Raw genomic sequence first — 15,849 nt, 5'->3', positions numbered from 1 at the left:
TGAAAGGGTTGAAGAAGCCGCAAACATAGCGGCCACTTTACTCCCTGACAACAGTCTTGATAAGGCTATTTCTGGCCTTCGTTTCCGCCTGGTTTTCCAGTAGATCTCGGCGTTCTAACGTGTACTGGACGTGTAGCTCTTTTTTCAACAATAAAAGAGCGCTCACCACGCGCCACAGTTACACCATCAGGCGCGGTAGCATCTTGGTAACGTACCTGCGGTGTTGCTCCAGACTTATAATCTTTTGGCAATAACATCACTTTGCCGTCTTGGCTTACCCATACGCGCATCGAAAGGGTTTCACCAGCTTCCAACGGCTCATTCGGGCTGATGTGATATTCTGGGTAGCTTGCAAAAATCGCTGCATCTGCTCTTTGGTTCAAAGGGATTGTGAATGTATAAGGCGATGGCAGCGCAAGGCGTAACCCATCTTCATATTCACGCACTTCCAGCTTCAAGGTGTGGATTTCATCTTCAGGAATACGTTCGGGAATAGGTGCTTTTATAGCTTCGCCTTCGGCAATAAGTGCTTCACCATTCACGCTATGAATAAGGGATACAGACCATTCGCCTTCTCTGCGTTGGCCAACTACACGATCGAAAACAACCCTGTCGCCTTCCTTTAGGTCGCGTCCCGCATTGTGTTGGACGTGAACAAACACATCTTTGCCACCATCATCGGGAACAATAAAGCCAAATCCTTTTTTGCTATTGAACCATTTAACTGTTCCACTGATTTCCACGTCCGGATTTGATTGGTTTGCTGCGACTGGGGCAGGCTTGTCGGTTGGTACCAATTTCCCGACAACTTTCAATTCGATAACCTTGCCTTCATGGGTAATATAACGGCGGTTATCGGGTGTTGGCGTGGCGTCGTTTGGTTCGACGTCAAATTCAAAACGCTGCCCCTTTTTGATAGCCAGTTTTTTAACGCCATCAACTTCTGTTTTAGGAACATCTTTTATCCGGAAGTAAACCAGAGTGTCGCTGCCATCTAGTTGCAATAGACCAAATTGCTGATCAATTTTTACGCGCACTACCGTGCCGCTGTGCTGCTTGGGCTTTTGTGTAACTTCTGCGCCGGCGTTTGAAATATCGCTCATAAAAAAAACCCTTTAAAAAAATGCTCCAGCCAAAATGGGCTGTTTCATAATTTAACGGCTAATGATGAAACTAATAACCGCAAAATAATGCGATTTTATTGGGTTTTAAAGCGGAAAACACGGCCCTTTTTCAATCTGGATGGTCACATGATCCAGATGATACTTATCCGCGAGTAATCGCTGGATACTGCACAAAATCGTGTGGTAATCGGCCATATCGTCAATCGTCACATCCAGTGTTGCGATAGGCTGCTTTTCGGTCAGGCTCCACACATGAATGTGATGCACATCCTTGACGCCTTTAATATTTCTCAAAATGGTTTCTTTGATTTTATCGGGCAGCGTGTCATCGGGTGCACCTTCGATCAGAATGTGTATGGTCTGCTTTGCAAGTTTCCACGCATAACCCAAAATCAACAAGCTGACGAAAATCGATAAAATCGGATCGGCAATATTCCATCCAAAAAACATAATCAATAATGCGGCAACCACTGCCGCCGCAGATCCCAGCAAATCACTCAGCACATGCATCAATGCGCCTTGGACATTCAAATCATGGGAATGGTCATGTCCTGCGTGGGTATGGCCAGCGTGATCATGGCCGTGATGGTCGTTTACTAAATCGTCATGCACCTTACTTTTGTGGTTCAATATCGCGGCACTGGCGATATTGGTTACAAGTCCAACGCCAGCGACAATAAGCATCAATGTGCTGTCGATGGTCTGGTGCGGTTTAAAGATACGGTCAAACGCTTCGGCAACAATAATTGCGGAAAGGAAGAACAGCAGCACCGCGTTGGTATATGCGGCCAGAATTTTTAAACGCTGATAGCCATAAGTGCGCTGCGCATCCGGCGCTTTACGCCCCAAACGCATGGCAAGCCACGATAACAGCAGTGCCGCGACATCGGTGAACATATGCCCCGCATCAGCAAGCAGGGCGAGGGAGCCGGAAAAATATCCGCCCAAAACTTCCACCACCATAATCAGTGCGGTAAGACACAAAACAAAGAACAGCTTTTTTTCTTCTGCCTTTGGAACAACATTATGCTGTGGACCGTCATTTGGCATGAAGTACCAGAATCTGTAGGTGAGGGGTAAAGCTGGAAAAGTGGAGGCACGATCCGGAATCGAACCGGAATACGGGGATTTGCAGTCCCCTACATAGCCATTCTGCCATCGCGCCAATTAAGGTATATTCTGGGCGTGAACATAATGAAAAAGCAGGGGTGGGGTCAAGCATTGATAATTAAATAATAATGGCGCTTTAAGGTCGTTTCATGCGGTGCTATAAAACGGGCACTCAAACTAATCTAATACGACCCCTCATTAACGAACATTTCCTCATACATAACATGTCAAATCCTGCGACCAAACCAGCCCCTGATTTCTACGCTTCTGCCAGATTTAATATGGTTGAAAGCCAGCTTCGTCCAAACAGGGTCATTGATGACAAATTGCTCGATATCATGGGCCGCCTGCCGCGTGAAGCTTTCCTTCCCGCTGACCAGAAAACCTTTGCCTATACTGACGGTGATGTGTCGGTTGGCTATGGCCGTAAATTATTATCGCCTATGGTCCTTGCGCGCATGATTATGGCGCTAAATTTGAAGGATGATGACCGCGTTCTGGATATTGGTCCGGCGACCGGTTATTCCAGCGCGATTTTAAATGACATAGCTGGTGAAATTATCGCGCTTGAAAGTGACCCGGCGTTGACCCGCCAATTGCAGCAGAACAAAATTGATTTTTTGCTGGAAAACACGCGGTTAGTGCAGGGCAGTTTATCCGATGGTCATGCACCGGCATCACCCTATAACGCCATTATTATCGAAGGCGCAGCACAATGGATTCCTGAAAAAATTACCAATCAATTGGCAGATGGTGGCCGCATGGTATGCGTGGTCTATCCGGAAGGTGACCTGTATGGAAAAATCGGCGAGGTACGCCTATATACCAAGCAAAGCAAAGGTATTGTGGAGCAAAAGCTGTTTGATGCGGCTGCGCCTGTTCTGCCGGGGTTTACCACACGTCCCAAATTCGTTTTTTAAGAAATCCATTCCAAGGAAATCTCATGCCTAGCTCGACTGCCCCAGCACCACTCGAAATTGATGTAAAAACCCTCAAAGCAATGATGGATAGTGGCGAAAAATTCATGCTGCTTGATGTCCGTGAAAAAGATGAGTATGCGCGGGCTAAAATTGAAGGCGCAGATTTAATTCCTATGGGCCAAGTCCCATCGCGGATTTCCGAAGTTACCAAAGATTACCCGCTGGTTGTGCATTGTCATCATGGCGGTCGCAGCGCGAAAGTTGTTTCATGGCTTCGTCAAAATGGTTTTGCGAATGCTTCGAATTTATCGGGTGGGATTGATGCGTGGTCGGTCCACATCGATCCAACGGTGGCGCGGTATTAACTTATGCGCATCCTGCTTGCATTAGTATTGGCTTTGATGGCGCTTCCAGCCAATGCCGAAACATTGCAAGCCGCGATGATACGGGCCTATCAAACCAACCCTGAGTTGCGTAGAGAACAAGCGAAGCTTCGCGCCATTGATGAAGGCGTACCGCTTGCCAAATCCGGCCAGCGTCCATCGGTTGATTTAGGCGCGGCAATCGGCCAAAAGAAATTCAATCAGGGCGCGGTTGATAATGACTCGACCCCGCGCAATCTGGGACTTTCATTAACGCAGCCTCTTTATAAGGGCGGCAGCATTTCTTCCAGTATCAGCTCGGCGGAAAAAGCGGTGTTAGCTGCGCGCGCAAGCTATGATGATGCAGAACAAGCTTTATTTCTCAATGTTGCCACCAGTTATTTTGATGTTTGGCTGTATCAGGCAACGCTAAAAATTAACAAAAAAAATGAAGAAGTTTTAAAGCAGGAATTGCAAGCTGCGCGTGACCGTTTTGCGGTTGGCGAAGCAACACGCACCGACGTAGCGCAGGCCGATAGCCGTCTTGCAGGCGCGATTGCATCACGCATTGAATCCGAAGGTTTGCTGGCAAATGCCAAAGCGACCTATGAAAAGGTCATCGGCAATCCGCCGTCTGAACTCGCTGCGCCCGATGTGAATTTCCCAATTCCCGCGCGACTTGATGAAATGATTGATTTGGCACAAGCCAACAATCCCAAAGTCATCAGTGCCAAATATACTGCTGAAGGTGCGGAGCAAGATATCGCAACTGCCGAAGGCGCCTTGTTGCCGGAAATTCATCTCGAAGCAAACGCTGACCGCGCATGGGATTCCAGTGTGGCGGCAACAACAGGAAAAACCGATACAGCCAGCATTATGGCACGGCTGACTATGCCACTTTACCGTGGCGGCGCTGATTATGCGCGCACACGTGCCGCAAAGGAAACCGCTAGCCAACGCCGCGTAGAAATCCGCAGCGCGTTGGATGCCGCGCGTGAAACAGCCGTGCGCGCTTGGGAAAGCCTGAATACAGCAAAGGCCACCATCAAATCACGCCAAAAGCAGGTTGAAGCCGCACAACTTGCGTTTGAAGGCGTGAAAGAAGAATCCCGTGTGGGTACGCGCACTATTCTTGACCGGTTGAACGCTGAAGCCGAAGCCTTGCAAGCGCGGGTTAATCTGGTGCAATCGCAACGCGATAAAGCCGTAGCGCTATTCGCTGTAAAGGCAGCGATAGGTGAGCTTACCGCACAAAAACTTAAATTACCCATTACACCCTATGATCCCACGGCACACTATGAAGCCACCAAGGATAAGTGGATAGGTCTTGGGGCATCTGAAGATCCGGAGTTCAAAAACCCCGAAGTAACGCCAGAGCCAAGCGGCGAGCCAGCCGTCGAAACATCCCCTAAAACCCCCCTCTAAAACCTAGGCCGAAACGAAGGCCGCCGGCGCGATTCAGCCCAAAATTACCTCATGGGTGATAAAATCCTTTTCTTTGAACCCTTTCCGCCATTAGATTAATGTTCTTATCGACTATCTTTTGATTCTTCCCGGACCCGGACATCTATGGCAGAGAACCCACCAAACCAAGAACCATCAATGGAGGAAATCCTCGCCTCAATCCGCCGGATTATTTCCGAAGACGGGGCAACGGTTGAACCAACCCCGGCAGATCCAAATGCAGAACCGCCGCCGGTTGTGGAAATGGAAGAAGCGCCGGTTCTCGAGCTCATTGAAGAAGTTAAAGATGATGGCAGCGTTGAAAATCTTGCGCCGCAACCCGAACCGGAACCAGAGCCGGCACCGGCACCCGTTTATGCGCCACCTCCTGAACCTGTTCAGGTTGACCGCAGTCGTCTGATTTCTGAAACCGCCGCGCAGGCATCTGTAAATGCGCTCTCGGGGTTATCACGCCTTGTCGGCGGTACGGTTAACATCAACACCCAGCCCATCGGTTCAGGCCATAAAACGCTTGAAAACATGGTTGCTGATTTGTTGCGTCCAATCCTAAAAGATTGGCTTGATAACAATCTGCCCGCGATTGTCGAGCGCGTGGTGCAGAAAGAAATCCAGAAAATCACCCGCGATTTGAATTAACTATTGCTGTCATGCCCGCGAAGGCGGGCATCTACGGCTTTATTTAATCTTTTTAGTATTTTCTTGGCCATTAAATACCTATAAAAACAGTCACTAACAGTAAGAAAATTCGTGGATGCCCGCCTTCGCGGGCATGACAGAGTATATGATGGAAAAGACTTATATCGCCGCAGACGTTGAAGCAAAACATTATGCCCGTTGGGAAAAATCGGGCTCGTTTGCTTGCGCGCCAACCAGTAATAAATCGCCCTATACCATCATGATGCCGCCGCCCAATGTGACGGGCAGCCTGCATATGGGCCATGCGCTGACCTTCACGTTGCAAGACGTATTGGTGCGTTATCAGCGCATGATTGGAAAGGATACGCTGTGGCAGCCTGGCACCGACCACGCAGGTATTGCAACGCAAATGCTGGTTGAAAAGAAAATCGGTGCGGAAGAAAAAAAGCGCAGAACCGATTTGGGCCGTGAAGAATTTTTAAAGCGCGTCTGGAAATGGAAGGAAGAAAGCGGCAGCACGATTACGCGCCAGCTTCGCCGTCTTGGCGCATCACCCGATTGGGCACGCGAACGCTTCACGATGGATGAAGGCCTGAACAAGGCGGTGAACAAGGTGTTCGTTGAACTGTATAAGCAGGGCCTGATTTATAAAGATAACCGTTTGGTGAATTGGGATCCCAAACTGCAAACTGCCATTTCCGATTTGGAAGTTGAGCCACGCGAAATCAAAGGCAATCTGTGGCACTTCAAATATCCGGTTGATGGCACAGATACATTTATTGTGGTTGCAACCACGCGCCCTGAAACCATGCTGGGCGATAGCGCGGTTGCCGTAAACCCGAATGATGACCGTTATAAAAAGCTCATCGGCACGTTCGTAAAATTGCCGCTGGTTGGCCGCTTAATCCCCATCGTGGGGGATGATTACGCTGATCCTGAAACGGGCAGCGGCGCGGTGAAGATTACACCTGCCCATGACTTCAACGACTTCGAGGTAGGCAAGCGGCACAATTTGCCCATGATAAATATTATGGATCGTCGCGGCTTCCTCAATAACGAAGTGCCAGAAGCTTATCGCGGCCTTGAACGGTTTGAAGCGCGCAAAAAAGTTGTCGCGGATCTGGAAGCGTTGGGCTTGCTTGAAAAAATCGAACCCCATCTGCACAAAGTACCGCATGGCGATCGCTCCGGCGTGGTCATCGAACCTTTCCTTACCGAGCAATGGTATTGCGATGCTGCGACGCTTGCCAAGCCAGCGCTCGAAGCGGTTGAAACAGGCAAGACCGAATTTGTGCCAAAGCAATGGGAAAATACCTATTTCGAATGGATGCGTAATATCCAGCCATGGTGCATCTCACGTCAGCTCTGGTGGGGTCATCAAATCCCTGCATGGTATGATGAAAGCGGCAAATATTATGTCGCCGAAACCGAGGAAGATGCACAAAGGCAGGCTGGCGCAGGTGTAAAGCTCACACGCGATGAAGATGTCCTCGATACATGGTTTTCATCCGCGCTCTGGCCTTTTTCAACGCTTGGTTGGCCACAACAAACACCCGAACTAAACCGATATTATCCGGGTGATGTGCTGGTTACGGGCTTTGATATTATCTTCTTCTGGGTTGCGCGCATGATGATGATGGGCATGCATTTCATGAAGGATGTGCCGTTCCGCAAAATTTACATTCACGCGCTGGTGCGCGATGAAAAAGGGCAGAAAATGTCCAAGACTAAGGGCAATGTCATCGACCCCTTGGATATGATTGATAAATACGGCACCGATGCGTTGCGCTTTACCCTTACCAATCTTTCAACGCCGGGGCGTGATATTAAACTGGCGACCGGACGTATTGAAAGCGGACGCAACTTTGCAACCAAATTGTGGAACGCTGCACGGTTCTGCGAAATGAATGAATGCAAGCTGGATGCGAATTTTAATCCAGCATTGGTCACGCTGACGCTGAATAAATGGGTTATTGGTGAAACAGCAGAAGCCATCCGCAAGACAACTGCGGCGCTGAATATTTACCGTTATGATGATACGGCAACGGCGCTATATCAGTTTGCATGGAATATTTATTGCGACTGGTATCTGGAATTTGCAAAGCCTGTATTTATGGGCTCAGATGAAGCAGCAAAGGCTGAAACCCGCGCAACCGCAGCATGGGTTTTAAATACCATTTTGCACCTATTGCAGCCTATTATGCCCTATATCACCGAGGAAATCTGGCAGGCATTCAATAACAAGCCTAATGAAATGCTGATGCTTCAGGAATGGCCAGTGGCAGAAGGCAACTGGGGTAGCGTCGATGCGCTGGCGGAAGTACGCTGGGTTATTGATGCCATCGGCATTATCCGCTCCGTTCGTGCGGAACTTAATGTACCTGCAGCAACCAATATTCAGCTAATTGTTCAGGGTGCGGATGAAACCGTGAAGCACCGCCTAACCGCGTATAAGGATTTCATTTTCAAAATGGCGCGTGTGGCGGGTCTTACCTATGACGGCACCATTCCAAAGGATGCCGCACAGGCCGTATTGGGCAATACCACATTCGTAATGCCGCTTGCTGGCGTGATTGATTTGGATGCCGAACGCGCACGCATTGAAAAAGAGCATAAGAAAATTTTTGAAGAAGCAACACGTCTGGAGCAAAAACTGGGTAACCCGCAATTTGCAGATTTCGCCCCGCAAGATGTGGTTGCAGATCACCGCGAGCGTCTGGAACAGGCGCGTATTACGCTTGCTAATTTAGATGCCGCAAAAGCACGTTTAGCAGGCTAATCCTCAATAACTAATCTTTTGAAAACCCACCGCCAGCTGCGGCAGGTTCTGTCGCTGTTGGCGCTGCTTCCTTGGGTGTTACATCAATCACATCCACAGTTTCCTGCGGCACGGTGAACAGCGTTATCTGCGCATCCAGATTATCGCCGATGTCTTTAATCTTGGTTGTTGCAACAATCGCTAATTCCTTTTCTAAGGGATGGCCAAGAATACTCACCATCGAAACTTCCTTGTTTTGTGACGCAACCTTTTCATATTCTGTTTTAGTCATCAGGATTTTGGTAATGGTTAATCCATCCATTACAGCTTTTAATTCCTTATGCACAAAATGCGAAGCGCCATCCTTGGCAATAATGTCGCATTTCCCGCTGCTGGTATCCTTGGCGAGCATGTAAAACACATCACCGCGTGCAATATCCCAATATTGCGTATTTATATTTCCGCCAATCACCGGCGCAAAATCAGCCTTACGGTCAGTATCAAGGCGCGGAAAATTTGCGTCCATATAGGCAATCATTTCCTTGTTGCGACCATAAAATTTAAGGCATGAACCCATGAAAAAACGTACTAATTCTTCGGCCTTTTTGCTTTTTTCATGATTATGCTTAGGGTTGGTTTTGGGGGCATCGGCCGCTTTGCCTTTGGGGCTATAAACACCATCAACTAATGCAGGGGCTTCTTTAGGTGCTTCAGCAACGGGGGCAGGGGGCACTGTTTCCGCAGCTTCCTTCTTTTCGTCGTCTTTTTTATCTTCGACCTTACTCTCCGCGTCTTCCTTTTCTTTTTTTACTGTTTCGTCAGATTTTTCTTCAGCTTCGCTTATAAGTGGGTGTGGGCGAACGCCAAAATTATAACGCTTGCTTTCGCTTTCTTGTGCATAGCTATACGGTGAATATAATAGACCTATAATAAAAAATAAAATTGTCATGCCCGCGGAGGCGGGCATCCACGAGATTACTTTTTTTATATGTATAAAAAAAACACCAAAGTTCATATTTGAAAACTCTCGTAAATAAATTCGTGGATGCCCGCCTCCGCGGGCATGACGGTGCATTAGGATGCTTTCTCGACTTTTAATTCAGTGCCATTTGCACCAATCACTTTGGCGCTTACGCCAACAGGCATATCCGGCCCGGTGACTGACCATACGCTGTCACCGACTTTTGCTTTGCCCTTACCATTCACAATGGCTGTTTCGATGGTTACCACATTACCAATCAGCATTTTTCCGCGTTTATTCAGCAAATTCGCAGCGGATGCCGGCTTGTTTTTGATCACAGCGCGTGAAATAAAAAAGCTGCCAATGCCGATAACGGCGAACAGCGTCCATTGATAACTCCACCATAAATCGGGAACGACGAACATAATCGCCCCGACTAGAATGGCAGCAGCGCCCAGCCATAAAAAGAAAAAGCTGGGGACGAGCATTTCAATGGCCATCAAGCTAAACCCAATGGTAATCCAGTGCCAATACAGCATGTGCATCTCCGTTATTGTTTGTTCCATTACTGCTTATTCCATGGTCCAGCTGCTACATCCGGCATCTTGCCTTGCTTTAACGCATCCTTTGCCAGTTCGGCAACGCCGCCAATCGAACTGATAAGGCCGCTCATCTCCATCGGCATGAACACCATTTTCTGGTTTGGGCTGTCCGCCATGTGCTTGAATGCTTCAACATACTTTTGCGCAACGAAGTAATTCAATGCGCCAACATGTCCTTTGGCAATGGCGTCGGAAACCATCTGGGTTGCCTTGGCTTCCGCCTCGCCGGAGCGTTCGCGCGCTTCGGCATCTAAAAATGCGGCTTGCTTGCGGGCTTCGGCGCTCAGAACTTCAGCCTGTTTTTGGCCTTCTGCCTTCAAAATAGCAGCTTGCTTGTAACCTTCGGCTTCCAGAATTTGCGCACGGCGTTCACGTTCTGCCTTCATCTGGCGCGCCATGCTATCCACCAAATCGCGCGGCGGCTGGATATCGCGAATTTCAATACGGGTTAATTTCAAGCCCCATGGGCCCGTTGCTTCATCCACCACGTGCATTAGCTCTGCATTGATTTTGTTGCGCTGTGAAAGCAGTTCATCCAGATCCATCGAACCCATCACGGTACGCAAATTGGTCATCACCAAATTTAAAATCGCAACACGGAGATTGCTGACTTCGTAGGCTGACTTTGCGGCATCCAGAACCTGGTAAAACACAACGCCGTCTGCCGTTACCATCGCGTTATCTTTGGTAATGATTTGCTGGGATGGAATATCCATCACCTGTTCCATCATGTTGATTTTTGCGCCAACGCGCTCAATCAGGGGCACAATGAAGTGCAAGCCGGGTTCCATCGTGCGTGTATAACGCCCAAAGCTTTCCAACGTGTATTCCATTCCTTGGGAAATCACAACAATTCCGCTGCGGATAAACACAACCGCCAATACCACAATCGCAATTACATAAGCTTCTACAGGCATCGTTCTCTCCTTTTATTTTAAGACATCATCAATACGACCAAGCGTTTCGGGTTTACCCAAAATGCTTGCAACTTCAAAAATGGGAGGTGACACATTCGAACCGCTGAGAGCCGCACGAAGTGGTTGTGCGTAATCACCAAGTTTTTTACCCTGTGCAACAGCATATTCTTTAATGGCTGTTTCAATAGCATGCGCTGAGAAATCAGCCTGTGCTTCAATAACTGTGCGCAACGCAGCCAGCATGGTTTTGGCTTCTAGTGATAAAATCTTTTTTGCGCCATCATTCATGGCCAGCGGGCGCGGTGTTATATAGAACGCTGCGCTTTCCGTTAAGTCTTTCAATGTCTTGGCGCGTTGTTTTAAACCTGCCATGCCCTTGGCCAGGATACTGATTTGTTCGGCGCTTGGCGTATGACCTGTAGTTTCTGTTAGGCGCGCGACAACCGTTTGCGCCAGTTTATCGTCATCCATTTCACGCATATAATGCGCATTCACGCTGTCCAGTTTCACATAGTCAAATTTGGCAGGTGATGAAACAATGTGTTCAAGGTTAAACCATTCAATCGCTTGCTTATCGGAGATAATCTCATCATCGCCATGTGACCATCCAAGGCGTAATAAATAATTACGTACTGCCTGCGGTAAATAACCCATCTTGCGGTATTCATCAACGCCCAGTGCGCCGTGGCGCTTTGACATTTTTTGTCCGTCGCTGCCATGAATAAGTGGAATATGTGCATATTCCGGAATATCCCAATTCATGGCTTTTAAAATCTGTACCTGCCGGAAGGTATTGGTGAAATGGTCATCGCCGCGAATGACGGTATTTACGCCCATATCATGATCATCAACCACCACCGATAACATATAGGTTGGCGTGCCATCGCTGCGCAGCAGCACCATGTCATCTAACTGGCTGTTTTGCACGGTAACTTCACCGCGGACATGGTCTTTTATCGTGGTTTCACCCGTGGTCGGCGCCTTTAGCCGTACCACAAATGGCGCGCCTGCGGGTGCGTCTTTGGGGTCTTTATCGCGCCAGCGGCCATCGTAACGCATGGGCAAGCCATTGGCCTTTTGATGGTTGCGCATTTCTTCCAGTTCTTGCTGCGTGCAAAAACATTTATAGGCATGGCCCTTTGCAAGCATTTCGTTGGCAACTGCGGCATGGCGCGGCATGTGTTCCGATTGCAGATAAATCTTATCGTTATTATCCCAATTCAGTTCCAGCCATTTCATGCCGTCGATAATCGCATCGATTGCAGGCTGGGTAGAGCGCTCGCGGTCGGTATCCTCAATACGCAGCAAAAATGTGCCGCCATGATGCCGCGCGTATAGGTAATTGAATAATGCCGTGCGTGCGCCACCAATGTGCAGAAAGCCAGTGGGGGAGGGTGGAAAACGGGTTACAACTTTGCGGGCAGCGTTCATTCAGGAAGGGCTTTAAATATGAATCGTAAGGAGCTAAACCATAATCGATAACCCCATGTTTTCCAAGCTATCCATCATAAAGCCTTTTATTGATGCTTTTATTCAGGAGCGTGAACGCTGGTTCCTGTGGCTACCGGTGTTTATGGCCTGTGGTATTGGGCTTTATTTCAGTTGGGGCTTTGAACCGGCGTTATGGCTGTGCCTTACTGCAACGGGTATATCTGCCCTGTTGGTTGCGGTCTTTCGGCAACATAGCGCGCTGCCAGCATTGCTTGCGTTGCTGGCATTCACCAGCGGGCATCTGGCGGCAAAGATTGAAACGCTGATGATAACCCAGCCGATGCTGAGTGCGCCAATCGAACGCGCGGAAGTAACAGGCCGCGTCATGGTCATCAACCATCTGCCGGATGGGTATCGGTTATGGCTGGAAGATGTGCAGATTGAAGGTATTTTGCAAAAAGATACACCGCGCAAAATTCGCGTGAAAGTCAAAACGCAAAGTGACATTCCCCGCCCGGGGGATTGGGTCGTGCTTCGCGCATCACTTTTTCCATTGTCGCGTCCAGCTGAACCGGGTGCATTCGATTTTCGTCGCTTTGCTTTTTTCCAAGGATTTGGCGCAACGGGCTATACTCTTGCCCCATGGCGCAAAGCCATCGGCCAGCCTCCTGATTTAATGCAACGCATCGCCCTTTTTTTCGAGCGTGTGCGTGTCAGCATCAATGAAAAGCTGGTCGCAGAAGGCAAAGACAGAAATATGGCTGTTGCCTCCGCGTTGATCAGCGGCGACCAATCCACGATTGATAAGAGCACGATGCAAGCCATGCGCGTATCTGGCATATCGCATATTTTATCAGTATCAGGGCTGCATATTACTTTGGTAGCGGGCATTGTGTTCTTTACTTTGCGCGCGCTAATGGCACTATTCCCGTGGGTCACCTTGCAGCTTCCTATCAAAAAAATTGCTGCCTTTTTTGCATTGCTTGCTGCGATGTTCTATACCTTCATGTGTGCTGCGCCCATTCCGGCGGTGCGCTCGCTATTAATGAGTAGCTTGATCTTGATTGCGGTAATGGTGGATAGACGCGCTTTATCCATGCGCCTCGTTGCCTTTGCCGCGCTGGTCAGCTTGCTGTTATCGCCTACATCGCTCTTTGATCCCAGCTTCCAATTATCATTTGGGGCAGTAATGGCCTTGATAGCTGCGTTTGAAAAAAACGAAATAGTATGGCTACGGCATTTTCGTAATGAAGGCTGGATTGGAAAATTGCGTTTATGGTTTTTGGCCTCTATCGCGACATCTGTTATTGCCACCATCGCGACGCTGCCGTTCATTTTATATTATTTTCAGCAGATAAACTGGTATGGCGTGATTACCAACCTTATTGCCGTTCCGCTTAGCACTTTTATCATCATGCCGATGGCTGTCATCACGGTTTTGGCGATGCCGTTTGGCTTGCAGCATTGGCCGATTGTGATTATGAATACCGGTATTAAATGGATGATTGATAGCGCAGAGTTTGTATCAAATTGGCCGGGCGCTGCTACCTATCATCCCGCCATGCCGATGGCTGCGCTGCTGCTGGTCACCCTTGGCGGGCTGTGGGTGTGCCTGTGGCGCAAGCGCTGGCGATTTTTGGGAATTATTCCATTCGCTTTGGGGTCGCTGGCCTTTCTTATAACGCCGCGCCCCGATGTTTTCGTAGCGGATGATGGAATAAGTGTTGCCGTGCGTCTTGAACAAAACCGTTTGGCTGTGCGCAGCAAAAGCCTTGAAGATTTTACTGTGCAAACATGGCTGCAACGTAATGGCAAGCGTCCGGGCGACTTTACGCAGATGGTCAACTGGTTTGATATGATGGACCGTGGCGGCGAAGAGCCAATTAAATGCACGGGCACTACCTGTATTTTTACAAAAGAAAGCAAATCGATTGCATTTCCAATGAACCGTGATGACGTGCCGGATTTATGTGGCAAGGTTGATTTAATTATCGCCCCGTCAAGCGCAACGCCATGCCCCGATAGAACGATTGTTCCGCAAATGGCAGAACAACGCGGCGCTTACACGCTGTTTATCAGCAATAGCGGCATACGCATCGAGCATATTGATTTGAATGAAGCTAGGCCGTGGAGTTCCGCCTTAGTAGCGGCGCAATAACCCAACCAGCTTGCCCTGCACGCGAATACGCTGCGCAGGATAGGTCATGGTTTTGTAATTGTGGTTGGCAGGAACAAGGTCAACTACATTGCCTTTTTTATAAAGGCTTTTAAGTGTGACTTCCTGTTCATCAATCAGTGCAACGGCAATCGTACCGTTATCCACCATTTCACATTGCTGGATAATCACGGTATCGCCATCGTGAATGCCGGCTTCCACCATTGAGTCACCGGAAACTTCCAAAACATAATGCTCGCCGCGTCCCAACAATGCAGTTGGCACATCCATAAAGCGTGATGTATCGCGAAGCGCTTCAATACCCGTACCTGCCGCAATACGGCCAAGGAGGGGAAGCTGCGTTACCGCATCGGAAACCTGTTCGGCAACACGCGTCACAGCAGCGCCCAAACGCGCACCCGTTTCTTTAACGGCGGCAGATGTTTTTTGAACGGCCTGTGATAATTTTTGGCTGGCGGTTTCGGGGAGCTTGATAACTTCCAAAGCTCTGGCACGGTGCGCCAAACGGCGGATAAATCCACGTTCTTCAAGGCCGGAAATCAGGCGGTGAATGCCCGATTTTGACTTTAAACGCAGGGCATCTTTCATTTCGTCAAACGAAGGGGAAATACCATCCTTGCCCAGGCGATCATGGATAAAAAGCAGCAATTCTTGTTGTTTTCGCGTTAGCATGGGAACCTCATGGCTTATGACAGAAGACAGAACAAAAGATGAATACTTCTTTTGTTCTAGTTTAGTTCTGTGGATAAAGTCAAGAGGTATTTTTGGCGAATTAAGGCTGCCCGCGCAAGCGGGCATTTTTAAACAAAAACCCTATTTCACAACAACCGAAGCCAAAATCATGACGATTTGCTTGCCTTCAAACTTCGCGTCGTATTCAACCTTCGATAAATCAGCCAAGGTTTCCTTTACGCGGTTGATAAGTTGATAGCCAAGCTCTTGGTGCGACATTTCACGGCCACGGAAGCGCAGGGTGATTTTCACCTTATCGCCATCCTCCAGAAATGCTTTGGCCGCGCGCATCTTCACATTGAAATCGTTGTCGTCGATGGTGGGGCGAAGTTTGATTTCTTTCAGCTCGACAACTTTTTGTTTCTTCTTGGCTTCAACAGCCTTCTTGTGCATTTCGTATTTGTATTTGCCGTAATCCAGAATTTTACAAACTGGCGGTTCGGAATTTGGCGAAATTTCCACAAGGTCAAGCCCAGCCGCTTCCGCAGCTTCCAGTGCGGCGCGCACGGTCACAACACCTTGCATTTCTCCATCAGCATTAATGAGACGTATTTCTTTCGCGGTAATGTCGCGGTTGATGCGCGGGCCATCTTTGGGCTGTTGTTGTTGCGCATTGTCTTGGTTGCCTCGTTGGGGGCGGGTATCTAATTTAGCGA

General features: G+C 48.7%; 14 protein-coding genes and 1 tRNA gene. 6 read left to right on the top strand and 9 right to left on the bottom strand.

All coding sequences use genetic code 11. The features are described 5' to 3' along the window. Window positions 1-65: 65 nt before the first annotated feature. From SFW65_09595 to SFW65_09585, 3 genes are all read right to left on the bottom strand, one after another. Complete coding sequence (locus SFW65_09595) at window positions 66-1,103, bottom strand: cold shock domain-containing protein (protein ID MDX1923365.1); 1,038 nt, start codon at window positions 1,101-1,103, stop codon at window positions 66-68. A 105-nt stretch (window positions 1,104-1,208) separates the two neighbouring features. Further along, on the bottom strand, window positions 1,209-2,174 hold the full coding sequence (locus SFW65_09590; protein MDX1923364.1) for a cation diffusion facilitator family transporter: 966 nt from the start codon (window positions 2,172-2,174) through the stop codon (window positions 1,209-1,211). 41 nt (window positions 2,175-2,215) lie between these two features. Beyond that, window positions 2,216-2,289: transfer RNA gene (locus tag SFW65_09585), tRNA-Cys, on the bottom strand. A 169-nt stretch (window positions 2,290-2,458) separates the two neighbouring features. Here SFW65_09585 and SFW65_09580 point away from each other — a divergent pair. From SFW65_09580 to SFW65_09560, 5 genes are all read left to right on the top strand, one after another. Further along, a complete protein-coding gene (locus SFW65_09580; protein MDX1923363.1) occupies window positions 2,459-3,154 on the top strand; it encodes a protein-L-isoaspartate O-methyltransferase in 696 nt (231 codons plus the stop codon). Window positions 3,155-3,177: 23 nt separating this feature from the next. Beyond that, window positions 3,178-3,519, top strand: coding sequence for a rhodanese-like domain-containing protein (locus tag SFW65_09575; protein ID MDX1923362.1), 342 nt, complete (start codon window positions 3,178-3,180; stop codon window positions 3,517-3,519). Window positions 3,520-3,522: 3 nt separating this feature from the next. Next, window positions 3,523-4,941 carry a TolC family outer membrane protein gene (locus tag SFW65_09570; protein ID MDX1923361.1) on the top strand — a complete coding sequence of 473 codons (1,419 nt, stop codon included), beginning with the start codon at window positions 3,523-3,525 and terminating at the stop codon, window positions 4,939-4,941. Between the two features lie 144 nt (window positions 4,942-5,085). Continuing rightward, the gene (locus SFW65_09565) at window positions 5,086-5,616 is read left to right on the top strand and encodes a DUF2497 domain-containing protein (protein MDX1923360.1); all 531 of its coding nucleotides are present in this window, start codon (window positions 5,086-5,088) and stop codon (window positions 5,614-5,616) included. Window positions 5,617-5,761: 145 nt separating this feature from the next. After that, on the top strand, window positions 5,762-8,395 hold the full coding sequence (locus tag SFW65_09560) for a valine--tRNA ligase (GenBank protein ID MDX1923359.1): 2,634 nt from the start codon (window positions 5,762-5,764) through the stop codon (window positions 8,393-8,395). A 10-nt stretch (window positions 8,396-8,405) separates the two neighbouring features. Here SFW65_09560 and SFW65_09555 read toward each other — a convergent pair whose 3' ends face one another. The 4 genes from SFW65_09555 to gltX form a co-directional block, all read right to left on the bottom strand. Then, on the bottom strand, window positions 8,406-9,341 hold the full coding sequence (locus tag SFW65_09555) for a hypothetical protein (protein ID MDX1923358.1): 936 nt from the start codon (window positions 9,339-9,341) through the stop codon (window positions 8,406-8,408). Between the two features lie 107 nt (window positions 9,342-9,448). Then, window positions 9,449-9,901 carry an NfeD family protein gene (locus SFW65_09550; protein ID MDX1923357.1) on the bottom strand — a complete coding sequence of 151 codons (453 nt, stop codon included), beginning with the start codon at window positions 9,899-9,901 and terminating at the stop codon, window positions 9,449-9,451. Beyond that, window positions 9,901-10,854 (bottom strand): SPFH domain-containing protein, encoded by a 954-nt coding sequence (locus tag SFW65_09545; GenBank protein ID MDX1923356.1) that lies wholly within the window; start codon window positions 10,852-10,854, stop codon window positions 9,901-9,903. Before SFW65_09545 ends, SFW65_09550 begins: the two co-directional genes overlap by 1 nt. A gap of 12 nt (window positions 10,855-10,866) precedes the next feature. Continuing rightward, on the bottom strand, window positions 10,867-12,285 hold the full coding sequence (gene gltX / locus SFW65_09540) for a glutamate--tRNA ligase (GenBank protein ID MDX1923355.1): 1,419 nt from the start codon (window positions 12,283-12,285) through the stop codon (window positions 10,867-10,869). Between the two features lie 55 nt (window positions 12,286-12,340). Between gltX and SFW65_09535 the strand changes: the two genes are divergently transcribed. Continuing rightward, the gene (locus tag SFW65_09535) at window positions 12,341-14,443 is read left to right on the top strand and encodes a ComEC/Rec2 family competence protein (protein ID MDX1923354.1); all 2,103 of its coding nucleotides are present in this window, start codon (window positions 12,341-12,343) and stop codon (window positions 14,441-14,443) included. Here SFW65_09535 and lexA read toward each other — a convergent pair. Next, complete coding sequence (gene lexA / locus SFW65_09530) at window positions 14,426-15,133, bottom strand: transcriptional repressor LexA (protein MDX1923353.1); 708 nt, start codon at window positions 15,131-15,133, stop codon at window positions 14,426-14,428. The two genes, SFW65_09535 and lexA, sit on opposite strands and share 18 nt — an antisense overlap. 141 nt (window positions 15,134-15,274) lie before the next feature. Then, the gene (gene infC / locus SFW65_09525) at window positions 15,275-15,772 is read right to left on the bottom strand and encodes a translation initiation factor IF-3 (GenBank protein ID MDX1923352.1); all 498 of its coding nucleotides are present in this window, start codon (window positions 15,770-15,772) and stop codon (window positions 15,275-15,277) included. Between the last annotated feature and the right edge of the window lie 77 nt (window positions 15,773-15,849).

The sequence above is a fragment of the Alphaproteobacteria bacterium genome (assembly GCA_033762625.1).
Classification (GTDB): domain Bacteria; phylum Pseudomonadota; class Alphaproteobacteria; order UBA9219; family RGZA01; genus RGZA01.
Note: the sequence above shows the minus strand (reverse complement) of the source record. Positions and strands in the feature narration are given on the sequence as shown.